Here is a 24,693-nt window from a genome sequence, read left to right as displayed (position 1 = left end):
TCCTTACGTCACTTGGCCGCGGCCGGAACGTCTTCGCCGAGAAGCTTGCCGTCCGAGGTCTCGAACTGCTTCTTGAAGTCCGCGATGGCGTCCGCGATGGCGGTGAGGGTGTCGTCCGACATCTTCGCGCCCTCCTTGATGGAGGTCATGAGGCCCTGCTCCTTGCGGTGCAGGTACTCCAGGAGCTCCGTCTCGAAGCGGCGGATGTCGGTGACCGGTACGTCGTCCATCTTGCCGGTGGTACCGGCCCACACGGAGACGACCTGGTCCTCGGTGGCCATCGGCTGGTACTGAGGCTGCTTGAGCAGCTCGACCAGTCGCTGACCGCGCTCCAGCTGGGACTTCGACGCGGCGTCCAGGTCGGAACCGAAGGCGGCGAACGCCTCCAGCTCGCGGTACTGGGCGAGGTCCAGACGCAGTCGGCCGGACACCTGGCGCATCGCCTTGTGCTGGGCGGAGCCACCGACGCGGGAGACCGAGATACCGACGTTCAGGGCCGGACGCTGGCCGGCGTTGAACAGGTCGGACTCCAGGAAGCACTGGCCGTCGGTGATGGAGATGACGTTGGTCGGGATGAACGCCGACACGTCGTTCGCCTTGGTCTCGACGATCGGCAGACCCGTCATCGAACCGGCGCCCATCTCGTCGGAGAGCTTCGCGCAGCGCTCCAGCAGACGGGAGTGCAGGTAGAAGACGTCACCGGGGTAGGCCTCGCGCCCCGGCGGACGGCGCAGCAGCAGGGACACGGCGCGGTAGGCGTCGGCCTGCTTCGAGAGGTCGTCGAAGATGATGAGGACGTGCTTGCCCTCGTACATCCAGTGCTGGCCGATGGCCGAACCGGTGTACGGCGCAAGGTACTTGAAGCCGGCCGGGTCGGACGCCGGGGCGGCGACGATGGTCGTGTACTCCAGCGCGCCGGCCTCTTCGAGGGCGCCACGCACGGAGGCGATGGTCGAACCCTTCTGACCGATGGCGACGTAGATGCAGCGGACCTGCTTCTTGGTGTCGCCCGAGCGCCAGTTGTCGCGCTGGTTGATGATCGTGTCGACGGCCAGCGCGGTCTTGCCGGTCTGACGGTCGCCGATGACCAGCTGACGCTGGCCACGGCCGATCGGGGTCATCGCGTCGACGGCCTTGTAGCCGGTCTCCATCGGCTCGTGCACCGACTTGCGGACCATGACGCCCGGGGCCTGCAGCTCGAGGGCGCGGCGGCCGGTGGTCTCGATCTCGCCGAGGCCGTCGATCGGGTTGCCGAGCGGGTCGACGACGCGGCCGAGGTAGCCCTCGCCCACGGCGACGGACAGCACCTCACCGGTGCGCTGCACCGGCTGGCCCTCCTCGATACCACTGAACTCGCCGAGGACGACCGCACCGATCTCGCGCTCTTCCAGGTTCAGCGCGAGGCCGAGGGTTCCGTCCTCGAACTTCAGCAGCTCGTTCGCCATCGCCGAGGGAAGGCCCTCGATCTTGGCGATACCGTCGCCGGCGACGGTGACCGTACCGACCTCCTCGCGCGAGGCCGCGTCCGGCTTGTACGACTGGACAAAGTTCTCCAGCGCGTCCCGGATCTCCTCCGGCCGGATCGTGAGCTCCGCCATCTGGGTTCCCTGCTCTCCTTGTTGGGCCCGAAGTTTTCTTGGGGGGTCTGGGGTCAGCCCCCAGGAATCCTCTGCACGGCCCAACCAGGGCCGTAAGTACTACGTGGTTACGCGTATTGAGTTGCTACTGGCCGACGATGCGTCGGCGCGCGTCCTCGAGTCGGTCCGCGACGGCACCGTCGATGACCTCGTCGCCGACCTGCACCCGGATCCCGCCGATGACCTCGGGGTCCACGTCGAGGTTGAGGTGCATCGGGCGGCCGTAGAGCTTCGCCAGAGCGGCGCCGAGGCGCTGCTTCTGTCCGTCGCTCAGCGGGACCGCCGAGGTGACGACGGCGACCATGCGGTTGCGGCGCTCGGCGGCGAGCTTGGACAGGGACTCGAGTCCCGCCTCCAGGCTACGTCCCCGGGGCGCGGCCACAAGGCGCGTCACCAGGCGTTCGGTGGTCGGGTTGGCCCGGCCGCCGAGCAGGCTGTGCAGCAGCTCGCTCTTGGCCGCCTTCGAGGCGGTGCGGTCGGTCAGCGCGGCGCGCAGCTCGGTGTTCGAGGAGACGATCCGGCCGAAGCGGAACAGCTCGTCCTCGACGTCGTCGAGCGCGTTCGCCCGCTGGGCGGCCGTGAGGTCGGCGATGCTCGCCAGCTCCTCCAGCGCGTCCACCAGGTCACGCGACTGCGACCAGCGCGAGCGCACCAGGCCGGCCACCAGGTCCGCGGTCGGCCCGCCGACCTGGCCGCCGAACAGGCGCTGGGCCAGCTCGGCCTTGGCCTCGCCGGGCTGCGCCGGGTCGGTCAGGACCCGACGCAGCGACACCTCGCGGTTGAGCAGCGCGGTGACGGCGGCCAGCTCGTCGCCGAGCTGGACCGCGTCCACGGACGTCGAGTCCGTCAGCGCGTCGAGACGCTCACGAGCTGCAGCGAGGGCCTCGCGGCTTGCTCCGTGTGCGGTCATCGAGTCGCCTCGGCCTTCTCCTCGAGCTCGTCGAGGAAGCGGTCGATGACGCGGCTCTGCCGGGCGTGGTCCTCGAGGGACTCACCGACGAGCTTGCCGGCCAGGTCGGTGGCGAGCTTGCCCACGTCCTGTCGCAGCGCCTGCGAGGCGGCCTTGCGGTCGGCCTCGAGCTGCGAGTGACCGGCGGCGATGATCTCCTCGCGCTGCCGCTGGCCTTCCGCACGCATGTCGGCGATGAGCGTGGCGCCCTGCTCCTGCGCCTCCTGGCGCAGCCGCGCGGCCTCGTGCCGTGCCTCGGCGAGCTGGGCCTTGTACTGCTCCAGCACGCTCTGGGCTTCGACCTTCATGGCGTCGGCCTCTTCGATACCGCCTTCGATCGCCGCGCGGCGCTCTTCCAGAACCTTGTTGATGTTCGGGAGGAGCTTCTTCCAGAAGAAGAAGAACACGATGGCGAAGGCGATGGCGCCGACGAGCAGCTCGGGGCCGGCCGGGATGAGCGGGTTCTGCTTCTCCTCGGCCGCCAGCTGTACCAGGTTGGCGATCACATCAGTGCCTTTCGTCGATTCGTGTCAGTAAGGGGTGAATTACTGACCGAAAACGAACGGCATGACGATGCCGATGAGGGCGAGCGCCTCACAGAAGGCGAAGCCGAGGATCTGGTTGGCGCGGATCAGGCCAGCAGCTTCGGGCTGACGGGCCAGGGCCTGGGTGCCGTTACCGAAGATGATGCCGACGCCGACGCCGGGGCCGATGGCGGCGAGGCCGTAGCCGACGGAACCGATCGAACCGGAGAGAGCGGCGAGGGTCTCAGTGGCAGCCATGCTGATTCTTCCTTCTCTTTCTTGGACCGGCGGGGGTTGGCCACCGGACGTTCTGGGGCTTTCGGGGGGCGGTGACTCAGTGGTGCTCGGCGAGCGCGCCCTGGAGGTACGAGCAGGCCAGCAGCACGAAGACGTACGCCTGGACGGCCTGCACGAAAAGCTCGAAGAGGATCATGATGACGGTCATCACGAACGAGACACCGGCCGCGGGGATCATGTAGCTGTTCAGCAGGTACCAGGAGGCGACCGTGAACATGACCAGCATCAGGTGGCCGGCGAACATGTTGGCGAAGAGTCGGACCGCGTGCGTGAAGGGCCGGACGATCAGGTTCGAGAAGAACTCGATGACCATGACGAGGGGCAGCACGCCGCCGAGCGACTTGTCGTAGCCGGTGATGTTCTTGAAGAAGCCGACGAAGCCGTGGCGCTTGAACGTGACCGAGACCCACATGATCCAGACGATCGCGGCGAGCACCACCGGGAAGGCGAAGACCGACGAGACCGGGAACTGCGCCAGCGGGATCACGGACCAGATGTTCATGATCCAGATGAAGAAGAACAGCGAGACCATGATCGGGACGTACTTCTCGCCCTCGCGCTTGCCGAGCGTCTCGTAGACGATGCCGCGGCGCACGAAGTCGTAACCGGCCTCACCGACCATCTGCAGCTTGCCCGGGATCACCTTGGCCTTGCCGAAGGCCGCCCAGAAGAAGGCGACGACGACGATCGAGGTGAGCAGGGCGAGCAACATCACCTTGTTGAACTCGAACCCTCCCACCGTGGCGATCGGCTTGAAGAGGAACGAGTGCAGGCCCGGAGCCGGAAAGCCACACCCGTTGTCGGACATGATCCGACAGCTCCAGTCAAAGGCGAGCTGGGTCTGGTCAGCACTCACCACGGGCTCCTTCGGCGTGACGCATAGGTACGGCAACCTCGTTGTGTCGGCGCGGCGCGCAGCCGCGGTTCGGCACTGGACTGGTGTAACGAATGTGGGGGCGGCTGTGGGGCATCAAGCCTCGCGATTGAGCAGGCGTCAGCTCAGATGCCCGCGCCCGCGATGCCGCAGTTGGCACCGGACGATAGCAGGATCTCCCACATGGCTTTATCCCACCCCTACCCCTCACGACGAGGACCCTGATTTCTCGGGCTTCTCGCTCTTCTTCTCGGGTTCGGGGTCGACATAGAAGATCTTGGCCTTCATGTGCGCCCGCGCCTGCGCCGCCATCCACACGACGGTCGCGAGGACGAGACCGACCGCGAACGCCTTGGGGTTGAACAGAGACGTGTTCTTGAAGAGTGCCACGAAGATCAGGAGCAGCAGGAGCTGGGCGACATAGAGCATCAGACCCATGGCCTGGAACAACTGCGGGAGCGTTTTTGCCGTCCACTGCAGGACGTAGAGGCCGATCCCCATGAAGAGGATGGCCAGCAGTGTGCCGATGCCCGCGCCGAGCGCGCCTTTGCCACCCGCGACCACGCCACTGACGGCGACGGCGATCACGCCGACAGCCGCTGTGGGGACAGCGGTGTGCAGTAGGTTCCGGGCGTCATTGGACGGCATGGCGGCAACTCCGCTTGCTTCGGGGGCAGGGTGTCGTCATGGACGAGCGTAGTCCCGGGCTGAGAGAGAACCTCACGCCAAGGGGCCGTCTCACTACGGTCCTTCGGCTCTATCCCGGGTTCTCGTGAACCGTATCACAAACTATTTGATGCGGTCTTTACCTAGAAGGTGTGCTCGCTGTCACACATGAGAGTGAACCTGCGCGTTTGTGCAATATCGAGGGCGACTTGTCTGGTATTGACGCGGTTTGCCGGTGATCCCTCTTGCGGAATTCTTACTTTGCGTCAGCGTGAAGATTCGGCTTTGCGCGCTTCAAGGAAGCGCGCACGGGCACCAATTGCCGTTGCTCCGTTGGCTCCTGAGACACCCGTGGTGACCGGGGAACGGTGTTCGCGCACGCCCTCTTCCCGCTCCTGGGCCGCCTTCTCGTGGGACGCCGGCTCCTCGTACGCGACGGAGGCCACGGCCGCCTCCGCCTCGGCCGCCAGGGCGACCCTGCGACGGCGGCGGTAGCGCGGCGGCACCAGGTGCTCGGCCCAGCGCGGGGCACGCGGCGTGAAGCGCGGCAGCAGGAGCAGTACGAGACCCACCGCGCTGAGCGCCGCGATGCCGAGCACGATCCACATGGACGCCGAGTTCACCGAGAAGGCGAGCGCTCCGAAGGCGATCAGCGCCGACCAGAAGTACATGATCAGGACGGCCCTGCTGTGCGAGTGGCCGACCTCCAGGAGGCGGTGGTGCAGGTGGCCGCGGTCGGCGGCGAAGGGCGACTGACCGCGCCAGGTGCGCCGCACGATGGCGAGCACCAGGTCGGCGGCCGGGACCGCGATGATCGTCAGCGGCAGCAGCAGCGGGATGTAGACCGGCACCGTCTGGTGCACGGTGTTGCGCTCCGAACCGGAGAACAGGTTCATCGCGTCCGGGTCGATCTGCCCGGTGATGGAGATCGCACCGGCGGCCAGCACCAGGCCGATCAGCATCGAGCCGGAGTCGCCCATGAAGATCCGGGCGGGGTGCATGTTGTGCGGCAGGAAGCCCAGACACATGCCCATGAGGATCGACGCGAAGAGGGTCGCCGGGGCGGCGGCCTCGATGCCGTAGCTGTACCAGATGCGGTACGCGTACAGGAAGAACGCGGCGGAGGCGATGCACACCATGCCGGCGGCGAGACCGTCGAGGCCGTCGACGAAGTTCACGGCGTTGATCGTGATGACGACCAGCGCCACGGTGAGCAGGGTGCCCTGCCACTGGGTCAGCGCGACCAGGCCGACGCCCGGGATGGGCAGCCACAGGATCGTCAGACCCTGCATCACCATCACACCCGCGGCGATCATCTGGCCGCCCAGCTTGATCAGGGCGTCGATCTCGAACTTGTCGTCCAGGACACCGATCAGCCAGATCAGCGCGGCGCCGGAGAGCAGCGCGCGGGGCTCGTTGGAGTCGGAGAAGACGGCGTTGAGGTTCCGCAGATGGTCGGCGACCAGCAGACCGGCGCACAGACCGAAGAACATCGCGATGCCGCCGAGCCGCGGCGTGGGTTCCCGGTGCACGTCGCGTGCCCGGATCTGCGGCATGGCTCCGGCCACGATCGCGAACTTCCGTACCGGCCCTGTCAGCAGATACGTCACCGCGGCCGTGATACAGAGCGTCAGCAGATATTCACGCACGGGCTTCCCCACAGGTCTCGCTGGCCATCTCAGCCCCACACCCTAGCGATGCGCGCATATGGTTGGGGACTTCCGGGTAGCGACGATGGTTGCACGAGTGGCTGTGCACACGTGTGCGTGTACCCCTCACTCGTCCGGATAGGGCGGAAATCTCCCGGCCAGATCCCGTACTTCTTCACGCACCCGCTTGCTGTCGGTCTCGTCCCGCAGCACCGCCGCGAACATCTTCGCGACCTGCGCCATCTCCGCCTCGCCCATCCCCTGCGTGGTCAGCGCGGCCGTGCCCAGGCGCAGGCCGCGTGCGTCGCCGTGGGGCAGCGCGCAGGTGTCGAGGACCATTCCGGCGGCGGCGAGACGGCCTCGTGCGCCGCGTCCGTCGAGACCGAGCGGAGCGGTGTCCGCGGTGAGCATGTGGGTGTCGGTCCCCCCGGTGGTGAGGACGAGCCCCTCCGCGGCCAGCCCCTCGGCCAGCACCTTCGCGTTGGCGACCACCTGATGTGCGTACGCCGTGAAGGCGGGCGTCGCGGCCTCGCCGAACGCGACGGCCTTGGCGGCGATGGTGTGCATCTGGGCGCCGCCCTGGGTGAACGGGAAGACGGCCCGGTCGACCCGCTCGGCCAGCTCGCCGCCACAGAGGATCATGCCGCCGCGGGGGCCGCGCAGGACCTTGTGGGTGGTGGCGCAGACGACATCGGCGTACGGCACCGGACTGGGCGCCGCTCCCCCGGCGACCAGGCCGATGGGGTGGGCGGCGTCTGCGATGAGATAGGCGCCGACCTCGTCGGCGATCGCCCGGAAGAGCGCGTAGTCGATGTGCCGGGGGTAGGAGATCGACCCGCAGACGATGGCCTTCGGCCGGTGCGTACGGGCCAGTGAGCGCACCTGCTCGTAGTCGATGAGCCCGCTCTCCGCGTCCACCCTGTACCCGACGAAGTCGAACCAGCGGCCGGAGAAGTTCGCGGGCGACCCGTGCGTGAGGTGGCCGCCGAACGGCAGCCCCATGGCCAGGACGGTGTCCCCCGGCCGCAGCAGGGCGGCGTACGCGGCGAGGACGGCCGAAGATCCGGAGTGGGACTGGACGTTGGCGTGCTCGGCGCCGAAGAGGGCCTTGGCGCGCTCCACGGCGAGGCGCTCGGCGACGTCGACGATCTCGCAGCCGCCGTGGTGGCGGGCGCCGGGATACCCCTCGGCGTACTTGTTCGCCAGCGGCGACCCGAGGGCGGTCAGCACCGCCTTCGAGGTGAAGTTCTCGGCCGCGATCAGCTGGAGCGTCGTCGACTGCCGCGCCAGCTCCCCCATCAGGATCTCGGCGAGCTCCGGGTCCTGCAGACGCAGAACATCCGCTTCCAGCGTTTGTGTGACCGGCATGGTGGACTCCGGGCCTCGGCGGGGTGCGCTACGTCCAATGTAGAACCGGGACCGGTGGGACGCCCGGTATTACGGCCTATCGGGCGTCCCAAGAGAAAACGCCCACAGCGGCCTATGCGCGCGCCCGCGCCGGCCTACGCGCGCGCCCGCACCCCGGTAAGCGCCGTCACCACCGGATCCAGCGCCTCGTTGATCTCGTCGCCGATCGAACGGAAGAACGGCAGGGGCGCGCCGTACGGGTCGAAGACCTCGTCCGCCTCCGCCGTGGGAGCCAGGAGCCACCCGCGTAGAGCGGCGGCCGCCCGGACCAGGGCGCGGGCGCGTTCGACCACTCCGTCCTCCAGGGGCGGCAGCGTGGCCGGGTCTATGGCGCGGACCAGCCTGGTGAACTCCTTCAGGGTGAAGGTGCGCAGACCCGCGGAGTGGCCCATGGAGATGACCTGGGCGCGGTGGTCGCGGGTGGCGGTGAGGACCAGGTCGGCCCTGATGACGTGGTCGTCGAGGAGCTCGCGGCCGACGAAGCCGGAGGGGTCCGCGCCGAAGTCCGCGAGGACCGTCTCGGCGTTGGCCTCCATGGGGGCGCCCTCGTGCCCCCAGGTGCCGGCGCTCTCGACGATGAGGCCGCCCCACAGGGGGTCGCCCAGCCGGTCCGCGAGGGCATGGCGGGTCAGCCGCTCGGTGATCGGCGAGCGGCACACGTTGCCGGTGCTGACGTGGAGGATGCGGAAGGACCCCCTGGGGGACCCATTGGTCCCCGTGATCCCCGTGCCTATGCCACGCCCCGCGTCAGGGGCTGTCAATTCGCCACCTCGAGGTCGGGTACGACCTTCCGGAGCTCCTCAGCCGACAGGGCACCCGCGCGCAGCAGGACCGGCACCTTGCCGGTGACGTCGACGATCGAGGAGGGAACGTTGCCGGGAGTCGGACCGCCGTCCAGGTACACGGAGACGGAGTCGCCGAGCATCTCCTGCGCGGCGTCACAGTCCTCCGGCGCCGGGTGGCCGGTGAGGTTCGCGGAGGAGACGGCCATCGGGCCGACCTCCGTCAGCAGTTCGATGGCGACCGGGTGCAGTGGCATACGGATGGCCACCGTGCCCCGGGTGTCGCCCAGGTCCCACTGCAGGGACGGCTGGTGCTTGGCGACGAGGGTGAGCGCACCCGGCCAGAACGCGTCGACGAGCTCCCAGGCCATCTCGGAGAAGTCCGTGACGAGGCCGTGCAGGGTGTTCGGGGAGCCGATGAGGACAGGGGTGGGCATGTTGCGGCCCCGGCCCTTGGCCTCAAGGAGGTCGGCGACGGCTTCCGAGGTGAACGCGTCGGCGCCGATGCCGTACACCGTGTCCGTCGGGAGGACCACCAGCTCGCCACGGCGGACGGCGGACGCGGCCTCACGCAGACCGGTGATGCGGTCGGTCGCGTCGTTGGTGTCGTATCGCCGTGCCATTTAGCGGGCCTCCTCGTACACGTACTGCTGGCTGGGGATCACGATGCGCGCGCTCACGGCATCGCCTTGCGGGCGGTCGCGAACCGCGGCCGGTTGTTGAGGTCCGGGTGGTCGGCCGCGTCGGCCCAGCCCCGCTCCTCGGTGAAGATCCACGGCACCTGGCCGCCCTGGGTGTCGGCATGCTCGATGACGACGAGACCGCCCGGGCGCAGCAGCCGGTGCGCGGTGCGCTCGATGCCACGGATGAGGTCGAGTCCGTCCTCGCCGGAGAACAGGGCGAGTTCGGGATCGTAGTCCCGGGCCTCCGGCGCCACGTACTCCCATTCCGTGAGCGGGATGTACGGCGGGTTGGAGATCACCAGGTCCACCTGGCCGTCGAGGTCCCTGAAGGCCTCCAGGGCGTCTCCCTGACGCAGGTCGACCCTGGACCCCTCGACGTTCTTGCGCGTCCACTGGAGGGCGTCCTCGGACAGCTCCACGGCGTGTACGCGCGAGCGCGGGACCTCCTGCGCGAGCGCGAGCGCGATGGCGCCCGAGCCGGTGCACAGGTCGACGATCATCGGCTCGACGACATCCATCGCGCGGACGGCGTCTATGGCCCAGCCGACGACGGACTCCGTCTCCGGACGCGGGACGAACACCCCGGGGCCCACCTGGAGTTCCAGATAGCGGAAGTAGGCGTGTCCGGTGATGTGCTGGAGCGGCTCGCGGGCCTCGCGGCGCGCGGTCACCTCCCAGTAGCGGGCGTCGAAGTCCACGTCCTTGACGGTGTGCAGCTCGCCCCGCTTCACGCCGTGCACGAAGGCGGCGAGCTCCTCCGCGTCGTTGCGCGGCGAGGGCACGCCGGCGTCGGCCAGCCGCTGGGTGGCCTGGGCCACTTCCGCGAGCAGCAGGTTCACGCTGGTCCTCCGGGGCTGAGCTGTTGTCGTACGGCTTGACGAGCAGGGCTTACAAGTACGGCCTCACAAAGCTGCGTTCGGCCGTTCGGCCGTTCCGCCGTTCGGCCGTCCGCCGTTCCGCCTTACGCGGCCGCGAGCTTCGCGGCCGAGTCGGCGTCGACGCACGCCTGGATCATCGCGTCGAGGTCCCCGTCGAGCACCTGGTCCAAGTTGTACGCCTTGAATCCGACGCGGTGGTCCGAGATGCGGTTCTCCGGGAAGTTGTACGTGCGGATCTTCTCGGAGCGGTCGACGGTGCGGACCTGGCTGCGGCGGGCGTCCGCGGCCTCACGCTCCGCTTCCTCCTGCGCCGCGGCGAGGAGCCTGGAGCGCAGGATACGCATCGCCTGCTCCTTGTTCTGCAGCTGGCTCTTCTCGTTCTGGCAGGAGGCGACGACTCCGGTCGGAATGTGCGTGATGCGCACCGCGGAGTCGGTCGTGTTGACGGACTGACCGCCGGGGCCCGACGAACGGTAGACGTCGATCCGCAGGTCGTTCGCGTGGATCTCGACGTCGACCTCCTCGGCCTCGGGCGTGACCAGCACACCGGCCGCGGAGGTGTGGATACGGCCCTGCGACTCGGTCGAGGGCACCCGCTGCACGCGGTGCACCCCGCCCTCGTACTTCAGACGCGCCCAGACACCCTGACCGGGCTCGGTGGCGCCCTGGCCGCCCTTGGTCTTCACGGCGACCTGGACGTCCTTGTAGCCGCCGAGCTCGGACTCGGTGGAGTCGATGATCTCGGTCTTCCAGCCGACGCGCTCGGCGTAGCGCAGGTACATGCGCAGCAGGTCGCCGGCGAACAGGGCCGACTCGTCGCCGCCCGCGCCCGCCTTGATCTCGAGGATGACGTCCTTGTCGTCGCTGGGGTCGCGCGGGACCAGCAGCAGGCGGAGCTTCTCGGTGAGCTCCTCGCGCTGCTTCTCCAGCTCCTTGACCTCGGCCGCGAAGTCGGGGTCGTCGGCGGCGAACTCCTTCGCCGTGCCGATGTCGTCCCCGGTCTGCTTCCAGGAGCGGTACGTCGCGACGATCGGGGTCAGCTCGGCGTAGCGCTTGTTCAGCTTGCGCGCGTTGGCCTGGTCGGCGTGCACCGACGGGTCAGCGAGCTTCTTCTCCAGATCGGCGTGCTCACCGATGAGTTCCTCGACCGCCTCGAACATCTCCGGCTCCAATGGACTGTCCCCAGCTCCATGATGGGCTCTGGGACGTAGGTAAGACGAATAGGGGCTGCACCGCAAAGCGCCGGTCCCGGCGCCCCCGTGCCGGGGACGCCGAAGACCGGCGCTGTGGGCTCGCTACTTCTTGGCAGCGGCAGCCTTGCCGAAGCGGGCCTCGAAGCGGGCCACGCGGCCACCGGTGTCGAGGATCTTCTGCTTGCCCGTGTAGAACGGGTGGCACTCGGAGCAGACCTCGGCGCGGATGGAACCGCTGGAGATCGTGCTACGGGTGGTGAACGACGCGCCACAGGTGCAGCTGACCTGCGTCTCGACGTACTCGGGGTGGATGTCGCGCTTCAAGGTGTCTCCTAGTTTCGGGAGGGCGCCGGGTCGCCGCCGCGGGATGCGGGTGCGTGAACCGGAGCCGACGTACCAGTCTGCCAGGACTGGCGCTATCCCCCAAAACCGGGGGCATGGATGATCTATTCCCGAGCCTGCGTACGGGGCCCGTCCGGACCTCGTACGGGCCTCGGCGCGGCCTCCGTACCGGCTCAGCCCGAGCTGACGACGCCCTTCGCGGTGCCCGTGGCCGTGCCCTTCGTGGCCGCCTTCGGGATCGTCCGGTCGTTCTTCAGGGCGGTCCACACCAGCTGCGCCTTGGCCTTGTCGACGAGGACGCGGTTGGCGTCGGCGCTGTCGTACTGGACCGGCATCGTCACCATGTTCATGTTCGACGAGCTGATGCCCTTGAGGCCGTTGGCGAAGGACGCGAGGTTCTTGACCGTGCCGAGGTCGGAGTCGGTGGTGACGGTCTTGGTCGCGGTGTCGGCGAGGTCGTACAGCTTCGTGGGGCTGGACAGCACGCCGATGTGCTTGACCTGGTTGACCAGGGCCTTGATGAACGCCTGCTGGAGCTGGATGCGGCCGAGGTCGGAGCCGTCGCCGACGCCGTGCCGCGTGCGGACGAGGCCGAGCGCCTGCTGCCCGTCGAGCGTGTGCGTGCCGGCGGTCAGGTTCAGATGGCTGTCGGGGTCCTTGATGTTCTTGGTGGTGGTCACCCGAACACCGTCGAGGTCGTCGATGAGCTTCTGGAAGCCGCTGAAGTCGACCTCGATGTAGTGGTCCATGCGGATACCGCTCATGGACTCGACGGTCTTCACCGCGCAGGCGGCCCCGCCGGTGGAGTACGCGGAGTTGAACATCACGCTGGACGCGGCGGCGTGGGTGACGCCCTTGGCGTCGGTGCAGGAGGGGCGCGGGACCAGGGTGTCGCGGGGTATGGAGACCACGCTGGCCTTCTTGTGGCCCTCGTATATGTGCACGATCATCGCCGTGTCCGAGCGGGCGCTGCCGTCGTCGGTGCCGCCGCCGAGGGCCTTGTTGCTGCCGGAACGGGTGTCGGAGCCCAGGACCAGGATGTTCTCGGAGCCGTTGTCGACCTTCAGCGGCCGGTCGGTGCCGAGGGCCTGGTTGATGTCGACGGTCTTGATGTTGCCGTTGAGCTTGACATACAGGTACCCGGCGCCGGCGCCCCCCAGCACCACGACGCCCGCCGCGGTCCAGGCCGTGATGAGCAGGGCCTTGCTTCGCGTGCTGCGCGACTTGCGGCGGCTGCCCTTCGCGCGGCGATGCGGGACGCTCGTGCCGGGCTCACCCGGTGTACCGGGTTCCGGCATGCTCTCGGCAGGCATGTGCTCCTCTTGTCCTCGTTGCGGTCGGTTACCCCCTGCTTTCAGGGCCAAGCACGGTCCGGTGCGCCATGTAGTGCCTCATGGTCACTCCGTACGGTCAGACGGGGAAACTCGGGCAAGGGTTGCACAACGCACTGCGCCCACCGCGTGGCGCGATGGGCACAGTGCGTGACGGGCGAGCTCGGGGAAACCTCGCTCACCTGCGATTTCAGCCGAAGATGTCGTATTGCTTGAAATCAGTGCCGATCTTGATGGCTGTGGCGAAGATCTCGCTGGTCGCCTTGCCGGTACCGGGGTACAGGTAGAGCGTGCCGGCGGGCGTACGGGCCAGGAAGTCGGCCTTGCCGTCACCGGTCACGTCGCCCACCGCGTCGAAGGCGTCGTAGCCGGCCCAGGTGCGCACCTTGATCCGGCTGGAGAACGCGCCGGAGCCCGCCTTGCCGGTGCCCTTGAACAGGTAGACGTACGAGCCGGTCTTGCTGCGCGCGATCAGGTCGGCCTTGCCGTCGCCGGTGAAGTCGCCGTGGGCACGCAGGGAGTTGTACTGGTTCCAGCCGGAGCTCACCTTGACGCGGGCCGAGAAGGTGCCGTTGCCCTTGCCCGGGTAGATCCACAGGACGCCGCCGGAGTCGACCGAGAGCAGGTCGGGCAGCGCGTCACCGGTGACATCGCCCGGAGCGAGGATGCGGGTGCGGGTCCTCCAGTCGCTGAAGAGCTTGGTGTCGGCCCACTTGCCCGTGGACGGCAGGTAGTGCCACCAGTGGATGTCGCCGTTGGAGGTGCGGCGCTCGACGACGTCCTGGTAGCCGTCCCGGTCGAGGTCGGCCTGAAGGACGACGTTCGACGTGCTCCAGCCGCCCCACGACTGCCGGGCGCCGAACGAGGTGCCCTTGGAGTCCTTCTCGTACAGCGTCTTGGTGGAGGAGTTGCGGACGAACAGGTCGGCCTTGTCGTCGCCGCTCAGGTTAGTGTCGTCGACGCGCGGGTAGGCGGCACCGACGTACGAGCTGACCTTGGTGAAGACGCTGTACGCGCCCTTCTCGACGCAGTCCACCACGCCCCAGGAGACGACGCCCACGATGCGGCCGCCCACGATCAGCGGGCCGCCGGAGTCGCCGTTGCAGGCGGAGGTGGTGCCGGTGTCGCTGCCGGTCGCGGGGTTGCCCGCGCAGACCATGTGGCCCTTGATGAACTCGCCGCCGTAGTAGCCGCCGCACGTGGCGTCGGACTTGATGGGCAGCGTGGCCGTCCTCAGGGTCTCGGAGATGTCCTGGGTGGCGGAGGAGGTGCGGCCCCAGCCGTAGAGCGTCGCCTTGGTACCGGAGGCGTACGAGGCGGTGTCGCCCGACGTCGTCATCCGGATCGGCTTGGCCTTGACGGGACCGTCCAGCGTGAGGACCGCGATGTCGTTGTCGATGGTCGACGCTTTGTACGAGGGGTGGTTCCACTGCCGCAGGACGGCGGTGGCGGTGCCGCCGTGCAGATCGGTTCCGCCGCCCGAGGGAAGCTGCGAGGTGCCGGTCACGACGGCGCCGTGGGCCTTCCAGTCGTAGCTCTTGCCCTGCTCGTCCTTGACGCAGTGCGCGGCGGTGAGGATCTTCGTCGGCGAGACGACGGAGCCGCCGCAGAAGAAGCCGAAGTCGTCGCTGGTGTCGCTGGTGCCCTTGTCGTCGAGGTACCAGAGCTGGGCCATCCACGGGGCGGTGGTGATGGTGGTCGTGGTGCCGCCGATGATCTTCGGGTCGACGGAGGCGCCGCTCGTGTTCGCGCTCGCGCCCGTGCTCGTACCGGTGGTCGCGGTCTTGCCCGCGCCTGTACCCGTACCCGTGCTCGTGCTCGTACCCGCGCTCGTACCCGCGCTCGTGCTCGGCGAGGCCTTCGTCGTCGGCTGTCCGGCCCTGCCGTCACTCGCGACGGCCCCGGCGATCCGCTTCTGCAGCGTGGCCAGGCTCGGCGAGGTGCCGGTCGTCCTGGCGAGCGGCGCCGGCTGCGTGGTGGCGGCGTTCGCCGACGACATCAGGAGCGCGCCCCCGACGGCCGCCGCCAGGGCCGCCGCCGCGACGGGCACCGCGATGCGTATCCGGCGTCTGTGACGACCGCGCCCGGACATGGACGTATCCACTCAAGTCCCCCCTGAGACTCATACGTTGAAAGAGAGCGCGATCGTACATGTGTCCCAGGCAGCACAAAGGGCCGCCCCCGTCACGGGGAGCGGCCCTCAGCTGTGCGGATGTCGTCAGTCGTTGCCCGGCATCGGCGTCGTCTTCTGGATCTGCAGCAGGAACTCGGCGTTCGACTTCGTCTGCTTCATCTTGTCGAGCAGCAGCTCGATCGCCTGCTGCTGGTCGAGCGCGTGCAGCACGCGACGCAGCTTCCAGGTGATGGCGAGCTCGTCGCTGCCGAGCAGGAGCTCTTCCTTACGGGTACCGGACGCGTCGACGTCCACCGCCGGGAAGACGCGCTTGTCGGCGAGCTTCCGGTCGAGCTTGAGCTCGGCGTTGCCGGTGCCCTTGAACTCCTCGAAGATCACCTCGTCCATGCGGGACCCGGTGTCGACGAGCGCGGTCGCGAGGATGGTCAGCGAGCCGCCGTCCTCGATGTTGCGCGCGGCACCGAAGAAGCGCTTCGGCGGGTAGAGGGCCGTCGAGTCGACACCACCGGACAGGATGCGGCCGGAGGCCGGGGCGGCGAGGTTGTACGCACGGCCCAGACGCGTGATCGAGTCGAGCAGGACGACGACATCGTGACCCAGCTCCACGAGACGCTTGGCACGCTCGATGGCGAGCTCGGCGACCGTGGTGTGGTCCTCGGCCGGGCGGTCGAAGGTCGAGGAGATGACCTCGCCCTTGACCGACCGCTGCATGTCGGTGACCTCTTCCGGACGCTCGTCGACCAGGACGACCATCAGGTGGCACTCGGGGTTGTTGTGCGTGATCGCGTTGGCGATCGCCTGCATGATCATGGTCTTGCCGGTCTTCGGCGGGGCCACGATCAGACCACGCTGGCCCTTGCCGATGGGCGCGACGAGGTCGATGATGCGGGTCGTCAGCACGCCCGGGTCCGTCTCCAGACGGAGGCGGTCCTGCGGGTAAAGGGGCGTCAGCTTGTTGAACTCCGGCCGCCCGCGCCCGGAGTCGGGGGCCATGCCGTTGGTCGAGTCCAGGCGCACGAGCGCGTTGAACTTCTCGCGGCGCTCGCCGTCCTTGGGCTGACGGACCGCGCCGGTGACGTGGTCACCCTTGCGCAGACCGTTCTTGCGGACCTGGGCGAGGGACACGTACACGTCGTTCGGGCCCGGCAGGTAGCCGGACGTACGGATGAACGCGTAGTTGTCGAGGATGTCCAGGATGCCCGCGACGGGGATCAGGACGTCGTCGTCGGCGAGCTGCGGCTCGCTGGTGGCGAACTCGTCGCGGCCACGACGGCCCCGACGGTCGCGGTAGCGCCCGCGACGGCCGCGGCGGCCGCCCTCGAAGTCGTCGTCGTCCTGCGGGCCGTTGTCACGCTGCTGGCGGTCCTGACGGTCCTGACGGCCGCCGCCCTGCTGCTGACGGTCCTGGCGCTCCTGGCGCTCCTGGCGCTGCTGGCCGGCGCCGCCCTGGCCCTGGCCCTGCTGCTGCTCGTCGCCCTTGCCACCGCGGCGGTCGCGGTCACGGCCACCACGCTCGCGGTCGCCACGCTCGCCGCGGTCACGGCGGTCCCGGCGGCCCTGCCGACCGTCGACACCGTCACCGGCGTCGGTCCTGGTCTCGGCGGCGGCCTCGACGGCGGCGGCCTTCGGCTCGCTCTTCGCCTCGGCGGTGACCGTCTCGGGGCTGCCGGCCTCGGCCACGGCACGGCGACGGCGGCGCTCACCCGCGGGGGCGTCGTCACTGGCCGGCTGACCGGGGATCTCGATCTGCTGCTGGGCCACGGCCTTCTCGGCCACGGGCTTCTCGGCGGCCTTCTTCTCGGCGGCCGGAGCGGCGTCGTCGCCGGTACGGGCCTTGGAGGTGGCCCGGCGCTTCGGCTTGGTCTCGGTGGCGGCCTCGGCCTTGGCCGGGGCACCCCCGCCCGCCTGCGCCTCCTTGATGACCTCGATCAGCTGGCTCTTGCGCATCCGCGCGGTGCCCCTGATACCGAGGCCGGACGCGACCTGCTGCAGCTCGGCCAGCACCATGCCCTCGAGGCCGGTACCGCGGCGCCGCCGGGAGCCGGCACCGGAGGCAGGCGCGGCAGAGGCGTCCGTGGCGGGCGCGGCAGCGGTCTCCTCGACACGTGCGCCCATCAGATCGGTGGTGTCGCTCACGAAGGGTCCTTCCCTGGAGCGGACGTCGGCCTGTCTGGCTCGGCGACCGGTTGTGCTGTCCGGCATTGGTCCTTGCTGTGTGGACCGTGCCGGGGCGGTGGTCCGCCAAAGAGGCGGAAGACATATCTGGTGATGACGATTCCGGAGCCGTGGCACTGAATTGCGGTGTCATCGGCACGGTCACGCCGGTTCCGGAGCGTGCTCAGCACTGCTCAGCGCATAGCACCCAATGCATGGCACAAAGCAGTTTGGGAGGCTCCCGGAAGAATGGTTGTCCCGGACGGGGACACGAAGCACCTCGCCATGGTGGGGTCGGGTGCAGACTTGAGGTTAACACTACCGGATCCAACAAACATTCCCCCTCTCCAAATCCGGCAACCGCGCGCTTTTAATGAACGCCCGCCGGAGCGAGCGGAAGGACGCACGCTCCCGCTGCGTCGAGGTCCAGCCGATTGGCGGCCCAGCCCTGACCTGCGAGATGAGCGACCTTGTCGGCGGATTCCTCGTCGGCCAGCGCGAGGACGGTGGGGCCCGCGCCGGAGATCACCGCGGGGATGCCGTCGGCCCGCAGCCGCTCCACCAGCGCCGCGCTCTCCGGCATGGCCGGGGCGCGGTACTCCTGGTGCAGCCGGTCCTCGGTGGCGGGCAGCAGCAGCTCGGGGCGCCGGCTGAGGGCCTCGACGAGCAGTGCGGCCCGGCCCGCGTTGGCGGCGGCATCGACGTGCGGAACGGTGCGCGGCAGCAGACCACGCGCGGTCTCGGTGAGAACCGGCTTTCCGGGAACGAAAACCACCGGAACGACGGAATCGGCAGGGTCCATCCTGATCGCCCGCGCGGCTCCGGCCTCCATCCAGGAGAGCGTGAAACCGCCGAGCAGACAGGCCGCGACATTGTCGGGATGACCCTCGATCTCGGTGGCGAGCTCAAGAAGCGCGGAGTCGTCGAGTTTGCTGTCGCCGCCTATGGTCACGGCGCGCGCGGCGACGATTCCGGCGCAGATGGCGGCCGAGGAAGAGCCGAGGCCCCGCCCGTGCGGAATGCGATTGGCGCAGACGATCTCGAGGCCGCGCGGTTGTCCGCCCAGCAGATCGAAGGCGGTGCGCAGGGAGCGTACGAGGAGGTGATTCTCGTCGCGGGGCAGCGTCTCGCTGCCCTCACCTGCGATGTCGATGTGCAGCCCGGAGTCGGCCACCCGGACGACCACGTCGTCGTACAGCCCCAGTGACAGACCGAAGGCGTCGAAGCCCGGCCCGAGGTTGGCGCTGGTGGCGGGGACGCGCACCCGGACGGCGGCGGCGCGGAACGCTGGACCGGCCATCGCTCGATGACTCTCCTTGAGCTGCGTGATGTACGAGATTTTCGATGTGCTGCGAGAGGAACTACGTGCTTCGGATGAACTCGGATGAACTGCGAGAGGGACTGCGATACGTACGGAAGACCCGGAGACCGCAGTGGCTGCCCTGACTGCACTGACCGCACTGACGGCGCGGCACCGCGGCATATGCGGCGGGCGGGTTCGGTACAGCCTATCGAAGGAAGGTTCTGTGGCGACATAGGGCGCACAGGAGGCGCACGATGCGTGTCGTAAGCCCCCCGTGCACCCCCTGTCGGGTTGCGCTAGGGGTGGCCCTGGCGGCGGCCGGATTTCGCCAACTTCTGGCGAAATCCGCCTGCCGCTGATGGCCCCTGACAGGCCCCGACGGCTTCTGGCGGATGTGCGCCAGGCGGCTTTACGCCACTCCGTCCACCCCGCCGTCCGCCGGCCCGAGCCCTTTGCCTTACGGCCTTTTTGCCATACGGCCTTTTTGCCTTACGCCAGTCCGAGCCGCTCCGCCGCCGTGGCCGCGTCCACAGGAACGGTAACCGGCTGCGGGGCGCCCGCAACGGCCCAGTCCGGATCCTTGAGCCCGTTTCCAGTGACCGTGCAGACGATCCGCTGACCGGGGTCGACCTTGCCCTGCTCGGCGGCCTTCAGCAGACCGGCGACCGACGCGGCGGACGCGGGCTCGACGAAGACACCCTCCTGCGCGGCCAACAGCCGGTAGGCGCGCAGAATCTCACGGTCCGTCACCTCGTCGATGAGGCCCTCCGACTCGTCCCGCGCGGCCAGCGCGAACTTCCACGAGGCCGGGTTGCCGATGCGGATCGCGGTGGCGATCGTCGACGGGTCCTTGACGACCTCGCCGCGCACGATGGGCGCGGAACCGGAGGCCTGGAATCCCCACATGCGCGGGGTGCGCCCGGCGATGCCGTCGGCGGCGTACTCCGTGTAGCCCTTCCAGTACGCGGTGATGTTGCCCGCGTTGCCCACCGGCAGGACGTGGATGTCGGGCGCGTCGCCGAGCATGTCCACGATCTCGAAGGCAGCGGTCTTCTGGCCCTCGATGCGCACCGGGTTGACCGAATTGACCAGCGCCACCGGGTAGTTGTCGGAGAGCGAGCGCGCGAGCGTCAGGCAGTCGTCGAAGTTGCCGTCGACCTGGAGGATCTTCGCGCCGTGCACGAGGGCCTGGCCCATCTTGCCGATGGCGATCTTGCCCTGCGGGACGAGCACGGCACACACCATGCCCGCACGCACGGCGTACGCGGCAGCGGAGGCGGACGTATTGCCGGTGGAGGCGCAGATGACAGCCTTCGCGCCCTCCTCCTTGGCCCGGGTGATGGCCATGGTCATACCGCGGTCCTTGAAGGACCCGGTCGGGTTGGCGCCCTCCACCTTCAGGTGGACCTCGCAGCCCGTGCGCTCGGAGAGCACCTGCGCGGGCACGAGCGGCGTACCGCCCTCACGGAGCGTCACGACCGGCGTGCTGTCGGACACCGGAAGCCGGTCCCGGTACTCCTCGATGATTCCGCGCCACTGGTGGGTCATTGCTGGTTACTCTCCTTCAACCCGCATGATGCTGGCGACACCCCGCACGGTGTCGAGGCTGCGCAGCGCCTCCACGGTCCCGTTCAGGGACGCGTCGGACGCTCGGTGGGTGACGACGACGAGAGAGGCCTCGCCGTCCTTACCCTGCTGGCGCACCGTATCGATCGATACGCCGTGCTCGGCGAAAACGGTGGCCACTTGGGCGAGAACACCCGGTTTGTCCGCCACGTCGAGGCTGATGTGGTACCGCGTCACGACCTCGCCCATGGGCGAGACGGGCAGCTGGGTGTACGCGGAGTCGCCGGGCCCGGTCGCCCCGCTGAGCTTGTTGCGGCAGACGGCGACGAGGTCGCCGAGCACGGCGGACGCGGTCGGGGCGCCGCCGGCGCCCGGCCCGTAGAACATGAGCTGCCCGGCGGCATCCGACTCGACGAACACCGCGTTGTACGCGCCGCGGACGGAGGCGAGGGGGTGGCTCAGCGGAATCATCGCCGGATGCACGCGCGCCGTCACCGATCCGCCGTCCGCCGCCCGCTCACAGATGGCGAGCAGCTTGATGGTGCAGCCCATCTCCTTCGCCGAGGCGAAGTCGGCGGCGGTGACCTCGGTCATGCCCTCGCGGTAGACGTCGTCGAGGCGTACACGCGTGTGGAAGGCGATTCCGGCGAGGATGGCGGCCTTGGCGGCCGCGTCGAACGCCTCGACGTCGGCGGTCGGGTCGGCTTCGGCGTACCCGAGCGCGGTGGCCTCGTCGAGGGCTTCCTGATAGCCGGCCCCGGTGGAGTCCATCTTGTCGAGGATGAAGTTCGTCGTCCCGTTGACGATCCCCATCACGCGGTTGATCTTGTCACCGGCGAGGGACTCGCGCAGCGGCCGGATCAGCGGGATGGCGCCGGCGACGGCGGCCTCGTAGTAGAGGTCCCGGTTGTGCGCCTCCGCCGCCGCGTGCAGGGCTGCCCCGTCCTGGGCGAGGAGCGCCTTGTTGGCGGAGACCACGGAGGCGCCGTGCTCGAAGGCGGTGGTGATGAGGGAGCGGGCGGGCTCGATACCGCCGATGACCTCGACGACGACGTCGATGTCCCCGCGTTTGACGAGGGCGGTGGCGTCGGTGGTGACGAGCTCGGGGTCGATGCCCTCGCGCACCTTGGAGGGCCGGCGGACGGCCACGCCCGCCAGCTCGACGGGGGCCCCGATCCTGGCCGCGAGGTCGTCGGCGTGCGTCGTCATGATGCGCGCCACCTCTGAGCCGACAACCCCACAGCCCAGCAGCGCCACCTTCAGCGGACGCGTACGCATCATCCGACCTCGTTTCCTCATACCGTCTACGGTTGGACCAGTCTCACTCACCGGACGGGAGTTTCTATCCCTGGTCCGGATCGTGAGACATCTATTTCATTTTTCCGACAGCCGGCAGCAGGAGATCTTCCACCTGGGCCGACCGTCCATTCCGACCTGGATCAGCCGGTCATTCCGACCTGAATCAGCCGGTCACTCCCACCTCGATCGGCCGGTCATTGCGGGGGTGACCAGCCGGTCATTCCGACCCGATCGGCCGGTCGTTCCGACCCGATCGGCCGGTCACCCGACGTCGAGACGCAGCAGGTCCTCCTCCGTCTCCCGGCGGACGATCACCCGGGCCTCGCCGTCGCGCACGGCGACGACCGGCGGGCGCAGGGCATGGTTGTAGTTGCTGGCCATGGACCGGCAGTAGGCACCCGTGGCGGGTACGGCGATGAGGTCGCCGGGGGCCAGGTCGGAGGGCAGGAAGCCGTCCTTGACCACGATGTCGCCACTCTCACAGTGCTTGCCGACGACACGGACGAGCATGGGCTCGGCGTCGGAGGTGCGCGAGACGAGGGCGACGCTGTACTCGGCGTCGTACAGCGCGGTCCTGATGTTGTCGGACATGCCCCCGTCGACGGAGACGTACGTCCGCAGCCCATCGAGCGGCTTGATGGTGCCGACCTCGTAGAGCGTGAAGGCGGTGGGCCCGACGATGGCCCGCCCCGGCTCGACCGAGATCCGGGGCGTCCGCAGCTTGGCGGCCTCGCACTCCCGCGTGACGATCTCGCCCAGCGCCTTCGCGATCTCGTGCGGCTCGCGGGGATCGTCGTCACTCGTGTACGCGATGCCGAGACCTCCACCGAGGTCGATCTCGGGCAGCTCGACGCCGTGCTCGTCACGAACGGCGGCCAGCAACGACACCACGCGCCGGGCGGCGACCTCGAACCCGGCCATGTCGAAGATCTGCGAACCGATGTGCGAGTGAATCCCCACGAGCTCGAGCCCGTCGAGCGCGAGCGCCCGCCGCACCGCCTCCGCGGCCTGCCCGTCGGCCAGCGCGATCCCGAACTTCTGGTCCTCGTGTGCGGTGGCGATGAACTCGTGGGTGTGCGCCTCGACCCCCACGGTCACGCGGATCTGCACCCGCTGCCGCTTGCCGAGGGACTGCGCGATGTGGGCGACGCGGACGATCTCCTGGAAGGAGTCGAGAACGATCCGCCCGACCCCGACCTCGACGGCGGTGGTGATCTCTTCCTCGGACTTGTTGTTGCCGTGGAAGGCGATGCGGTCGGCGGGCATCCCGGCGGAGAGGGCGGTGGCGAGCTCACCGCCGGAGCACACGTCGAGGTTGAGCCCCTCCTCGTGCAGCCACCGCACGACAGCGCGCGAGAGGAAGGCCTTGCCGGCATAGAAGACGTCGGCGTCGTGCCCGAAGGCGGTCCGCCAGGCGCGGGCGCGCTCGCGGAAGTCGGCCTCGTCCATGAAGTAGGCGGGGGTGCCGAACTCCTCGGCGAGCCGGGTGACTTCCATCCCACCGACGCTGACGACGCCGTCGTCCGTACGGCTGACGGTGTGCGCCCAGACCTTGGGGTCGAGGGCGTTGAGGTCGGCGGGCGGGGCGCTGTAGTGGCCCTCGGGGAGGACATCGGCGTGACGGGGCCCGGCGGGGTGTGCGGAACGGCTCATTTTTCTCTCACAGACGGTCACAGATAGTCAGGGGCGCTGATGCCGAGCAGGGACAGGCCGCCGGCCAGCACCGTCCCGGCGGCTTCGGCGAGCGCGAGCCGGGCACGGTGGGCGGCCGAGGGTTTCTCGTCGCCGAGCGGCAGCACGGTGTGCTGGAAGGCGAGGAGGGCGTCGGCGGTGGTGACGAGGTGCCGGGCGAGCCGGTCGGGCGCGCGGTGCAGGGCCGCCTGCGTCAGCACGGCCGGATACCCGGCGAGGGCCCCGACAAGCGCGTCGGTGCCCTCGCCGGGTACGTCACCGGGGTCGCCGGTGCAGCCGAGCGCGGCGGCGTTACGGGTGAGGGCCCGGGTGCGGGCGTGGGCGTACCGGACCCGGAAGAGCGGGTTGCTCTCCCGCTGAAGCAGGTGATCGGCACTGACCCGCGGCCGGTCGTGGGACGCGGGGTGCAACAGGGCCCAGCGAGCGGCGTCGGGACCGAGGGGGGTGGGGTCTTCGGGGGCGGGGGTGGGGCGGAGGGTTGCGGGCTGGGGGCGCGAGGGGCGGGTGTGCGGCGCCTTGGTGCGTGAGGGGGCGGCGGGCGAGGGCTCGACGCCTGCGGGGTTGGCGGGGTCGGCGGGCTCGGCGGGGTCGGCGGGGTCGGCGGGCGAGAGCTCGGTGCCCGCGGGGTCGGCGGGCGAGAGTCCGGTGCCCGCAGGGTTGGCGGGCTCGGCGGGCGAGGGATGGATGTGGTGCACCTCTGCACGGCCGCCCTGGGTGGCCACGATCCGTACGAGCGCGTCGGCGACGACTTCGGCCCGGATGTCGTACGGGATCCGGAGCGGGACGATCTGCCCGGCGAGGACGTCGCCGCACCCATACGCGTCACGCTGGAGCCGGATTTCCCGTACGAGAGAGGCGCCCGCGCCACCCCCCAGGCGAATGTTGAGGAACCCCGGTCCGGTGATCGCGACGTCGGCGACACCGTCGCTGCGGGTGAGGTGGGGCCGCAGGATCTCGGCGACCTGCCGTGCCGGCCGCCCGGCAGGCCGCGCCAACTGCAACGCGATGTTCGTGGCGTAGTCCCCACACCCACCCGGCCCCGGCGGCGTCACCACCGCCCGTACCGGCACGACCACACTCAGCTCGCCCTCGTCCACGGCACGGCGCACCGCGCGCAGCACGGTGCGGGAGAGCTCGACGGGGGTCACGGGACAAGCGTAGGGGAGGAGGGGGGTGGGTAGGCGAGTCGGTTTGGCGAGGGTCCGGGATGTGGACGGGGCTCGGAGGGCGAGGGTGTTCTCACTGACGGCCGATGAGTGACCACCGCCACGGCCGACGCTCAACGACGTGGACGGAGCAGGGGTGGCGACGTGGACGGAGTACGGAGTAAGGC

General features: G+C 69.3%; 21 protein-coding genes. All 21 read right to left on the bottom strand.

The genetic code is table 11. The annotated features are described in order from the left end of the window. Positions 1-8: 8 nt before the first annotated feature. Entirely contained in the window at positions 9-1,598 is a 1,590-nt protein-coding gene (atpA, locus tag ACFZDJ_RS16915) for a F0F1 ATP synthase subunit alpha (RefSeq protein WP_390932021.1), read from the bottom strand. A 124-nt stretch (positions 1,599-1,722) separates the two neighbouring features. Then, positions 1,723-2,547 carry a F0F1 ATP synthase subunit delta gene (locus ACFZDJ_RS16910; protein ID WP_384916982.1) on the bottom strand — a complete coding sequence of 275 codons (825 nt, stop codon included), beginning with the start codon at positions 2,545-2,547 and terminating at the stop codon, positions 1,723-1,725. Then, positions 2,544-3,092: a F0F1 ATP synthase subunit B gene (locus tag ACFZDJ_RS16905; protein ID WP_168495588.1), complete on the bottom strand. Its 549-nt coding sequence runs from the start codon at positions 3,090-3,092 to the stop codon at positions 2,544-2,546. Before ACFZDJ_RS16905 ends, ACFZDJ_RS16910 begins: the two co-directional genes overlap by 4 nt. Before the next feature lie 39 nt (positions 3,093-3,131). Then, positions 3,132-3,368: a F0F1 ATP synthase subunit C gene (locus ACFZDJ_RS16900; RefSeq protein WP_143628119.1), complete on the bottom strand. Its 237-nt coding sequence runs from the start codon at positions 3,366-3,368 to the stop codon at positions 3,132-3,134. 76 nt (positions 3,369-3,444) lie between these two features. Then, complete coding sequence (atpB, locus tag ACFZDJ_RS16895; RefSeq protein ID WP_143652209.1) at positions 3,445-4,215, bottom strand: F0F1 ATP synthase subunit A; 771 nt, start codon at positions 4,213-4,215, stop codon at positions 3,445-3,447. Between the two features lie 273 nt (positions 4,216-4,488). Beyond that, the gene (locus tag ACFZDJ_RS16890) at positions 4,489-4,929 is read right to left on the bottom strand and encodes a hypothetical protein (RefSeq protein ID WP_143602932.1); all 441 of its coding nucleotides are present in this window, start codon (positions 4,927-4,929) and stop codon (positions 4,489-4,491) included. 284 nt (positions 4,930-5,213) lie between these two features. Continuing rightward, entirely contained in the window at positions 5,214-6,596 is a 1,383-nt protein-coding gene (locus tag ACFZDJ_RS16885; RefSeq protein WP_390932024.1) for an MraY family glycosyltransferase, read from the bottom strand. Between the two features lie 126 nt (positions 6,597-6,722). Further along, positions 6,723-7,964 carry a serine hydroxymethyltransferase gene (gene glyA, locus ACFZDJ_RS16880; RefSeq protein WP_390932025.1) on the bottom strand — a complete coding sequence of 414 codons (1,242 nt, stop codon included), beginning with the start codon at positions 7,962-7,964 and terminating at the stop codon, positions 6,723-6,725. Positions 7,965-8,098: 134 nt separating this feature from the next. Beyond that, positions 8,099-8,764 carry a low molecular weight phosphatase family protein gene (locus ACFZDJ_RS16875; protein ID WP_054233230.1) on the bottom strand — a complete coding sequence of 222 codons (666 nt, stop codon included), beginning with the start codon at positions 8,762-8,764 and terminating at the stop codon, positions 8,099-8,101. Further along, positions 8,761-9,408 (bottom strand): L-threonylcarbamoyladenylate synthase, encoded by a 648-nt coding sequence (locus ACFZDJ_RS16870; RefSeq protein ID WP_054233231.1) that lies wholly within the window; start codon positions 9,406-9,408, stop codon positions 8,761-8,763. Before ACFZDJ_RS16870 ends, ACFZDJ_RS16875 begins: the two co-directional genes overlap by 4 nt. A 53-nt stretch (positions 9,409-9,461) precedes the next feature. Continuing rightward, positions 9,462-10,307 carry a peptide chain release factor N(5)-glutamine methyltransferase gene (gene prmC, locus ACFZDJ_RS16865; protein WP_101400688.1) on the bottom strand — a complete coding sequence of 282 codons (846 nt, stop codon included), beginning with the start codon at positions 10,305-10,307 and terminating at the stop codon, positions 9,462-9,464. A 122-nt stretch (positions 10,308-10,429) separates the two neighbouring features. Then, entirely contained in the window at positions 10,430-11,506 is a 1,077-nt protein-coding gene (gene prfA / locus ACFZDJ_RS16860) for a peptide chain release factor 1 (protein ID WP_054233261.1), read from the bottom strand. A gap of 135 nt (positions 11,507-11,641) precedes the next feature. Continuing rightward, entirely contained in the window at positions 11,642-11,863 is a 222-nt protein-coding gene (gene rpmE / locus ACFZDJ_RS16855) for a 50S ribosomal protein L31 (RefSeq protein WP_033323852.1), read from the bottom strand. A gap of 191 nt (positions 11,864-12,054) precedes the next feature. Further along, positions 12,055-13,194, bottom strand: a complete 1,140-nt coding sequence (locus ACFZDJ_RS16850; protein ID WP_390932029.1) for an LCP family protein — start codon at positions 13,192-13,194, stop codon at positions 12,055-12,057. Between the two features lie 208 nt (positions 13,195-13,402). Next, the gene (locus tag ACFZDJ_RS16845) at positions 13,403-15,304 is read right to left on the bottom strand and encodes a trypsin-like serine protease (protein ID WP_391059765.1); all 1,902 of its coding nucleotides are present in this window, start codon (positions 15,302-15,304) and stop codon (positions 13,403-13,405) included. 126 nt (positions 15,305-15,430) lie between these two features. Next, the gene (gene rho, locus ACFZDJ_RS16840; protein ID WP_391059763.1) at positions 15,431-17,482 is read right to left on the bottom strand and encodes a transcription termination factor Rho; all 2,052 of its coding nucleotides are present in this window, start codon (positions 17,480-17,482) and stop codon (positions 15,431-15,433) included. A 388-nt stretch (positions 17,483-17,870) separates the two neighbouring features. After that, positions 17,871-18,800, bottom strand: coding sequence for a homoserine kinase (gene thrB / locus ACFZDJ_RS16835; protein WP_384916955.1), 930 nt, complete (start codon positions 18,798-18,800; stop codon positions 17,871-17,873). A 492-nt stretch (positions 18,801-19,292) separates the two neighbouring features. After that, positions 19,293-20,351: a threonine synthase gene (thrC, locus tag ACFZDJ_RS16830; protein ID WP_101400684.1), complete on the bottom strand. Its 1,059-nt coding sequence runs from the start codon at positions 20,349-20,351 to the stop codon at positions 19,293-19,295. 6 nt (positions 20,352-20,357) lie between these two features. Beyond that, the gene (locus ACFZDJ_RS16825; protein WP_101403748.1) at positions 20,358-21,647 is read right to left on the bottom strand and encodes a homoserine dehydrogenase; all 1,290 of its coding nucleotides are present in this window, start codon (positions 21,645-21,647) and stop codon (positions 20,358-20,360) included. 282 nt (positions 21,648-21,929) lie between these two features. Continuing rightward, entirely contained in the window at positions 21,930-23,321 is a 1,392-nt protein-coding gene (gene lysA / locus ACFZDJ_RS16820) for a diaminopimelate decarboxylase (protein WP_384916952.1), read from the bottom strand. Between the two features lie 17 nt (positions 23,322-23,338). Further along, positions 23,339-24,508: an ArgS-related anticodon-binding protein NrtL gene (gene nrtL, locus ACFZDJ_RS16815; protein ID WP_391059761.1), complete on the bottom strand. Its 1,170-nt coding sequence runs from the start codon at positions 24,506-24,508 to the stop codon at positions 23,339-23,341. Between the last annotated feature and the right edge of the window lie 185 nt (positions 24,509-24,693).

It is taken from the genome of Streptomyces sp. NPDC007896 (assembly GCF_042959425.1).
Classification (GTDB): Bacteria; Actinomycetota; Actinomycetes; order Streptomycetales; family Streptomycetaceae; genus Streptomyces.
Note: the sequence above shows the minus strand (reverse complement) of the source record. Positions and strands in the feature narration are given on the sequence as shown.

What these genes read in the sequence shown, in the direction of transcription:
- atpA (WP_390932021.1), bottom strand. Translation starts at nt 1,598, where the DNA reads ATGGCGGAGCTCACGATCCGGCCGGAGGAGATCCGGGACGCGCTGGAG.
- ACFZDJ_RS16910 (WP_384916982.1), bottom strand. Translation starts at nt 2,547, where the DNA reads ATGACCGCACACGGAGCAAGCCGCGAGGCCCTCGCTGCAGCTCGTGAG.
- ACFZDJ_RS16900 (WP_143628119.1), bottom strand. Translation starts at nt 3,368, where the DNA reads ATGGCTGCCACTGAGACCCTCGCCGCTCTCTCCGGTTCGATCGGTTCC.
- atpB (WP_143652209.1), bottom strand. Translation starts at nt 4,215, where the DNA reads ATGTCCGACAACGGGTGTGGCTTTCCGGCTCCGGGCCTGCACTCGTTC.
- ACFZDJ_RS16890 (WP_143602932.1), bottom strand. Translation starts at nt 4,929, where the DNA reads ATGCCGTCCAATGACGCCCGGAACCTACTGCACACCGCTGTCCCCACA.
- glyA (WP_390932025.1), bottom strand. Translation starts at nt 7,964, where the DNA reads ATGCCGGTCACACAAACGCTGGAAGCGGATGTTCTGCGTCTGCAGGAC.
- ACFZDJ_RS16870 (WP_054233231.1), bottom strand. Translation starts at nt 9,408, where the DNA reads ATGGCACGGCGATACGACACCAACGACGCGACCGACCGCATCACCGGT.
- prfA (WP_054233261.1), bottom strand. Translation starts at nt 11,506, where the DNA reads ATGTTCGAGGCGGTCGAGGAACTCATCGGTGAGCACGCCGATCTGGAG.
- ACFZDJ_RS16850 (WP_390932029.1), bottom strand. Translation starts at nt 13,194, where the DNA reads ATGCCTGCCGAGAGCATGCCGGAACCCGGTACACCGGGTGAGCCCGGC.
- ACFZDJ_RS16845 (WP_391059765.1), bottom strand. Translation starts at nt 15,304, where the DNA reads ATGTCCGGGCGCGGTCGTCACAGACGCCGGATACGCATCGCGGTGCCC.
- thrB (WP_384916955.1), bottom strand. Translation starts at nt 18,800, where the DNA reads ATGGCCGGTCCAGCGTTCCGCGCCGCCGCCGTCCGGGTGCGCGTCCCC.
- thrC (WP_101400684.1), bottom strand. Translation starts at nt 20,351, where the DNA reads ATGACCCACCAGTGGCGCGGAATCATCGAGGAGTACCGGGACCGGCTT.
- ACFZDJ_RS16825 (WP_101403748.1), bottom strand. Translation starts at nt 21,647, where the DNA reads ATGCGTACGCGTCCGCTGAAGGTGGCGCTGCTGGGCTGTGGGGTTGTC.
- lysA (WP_384916952.1), bottom strand. Translation starts at nt 23,321, where the DNA reads ATGAGCCGTTCCGCACACCCCGCCGGGCCCCGTCACGCCGATGTCCTC.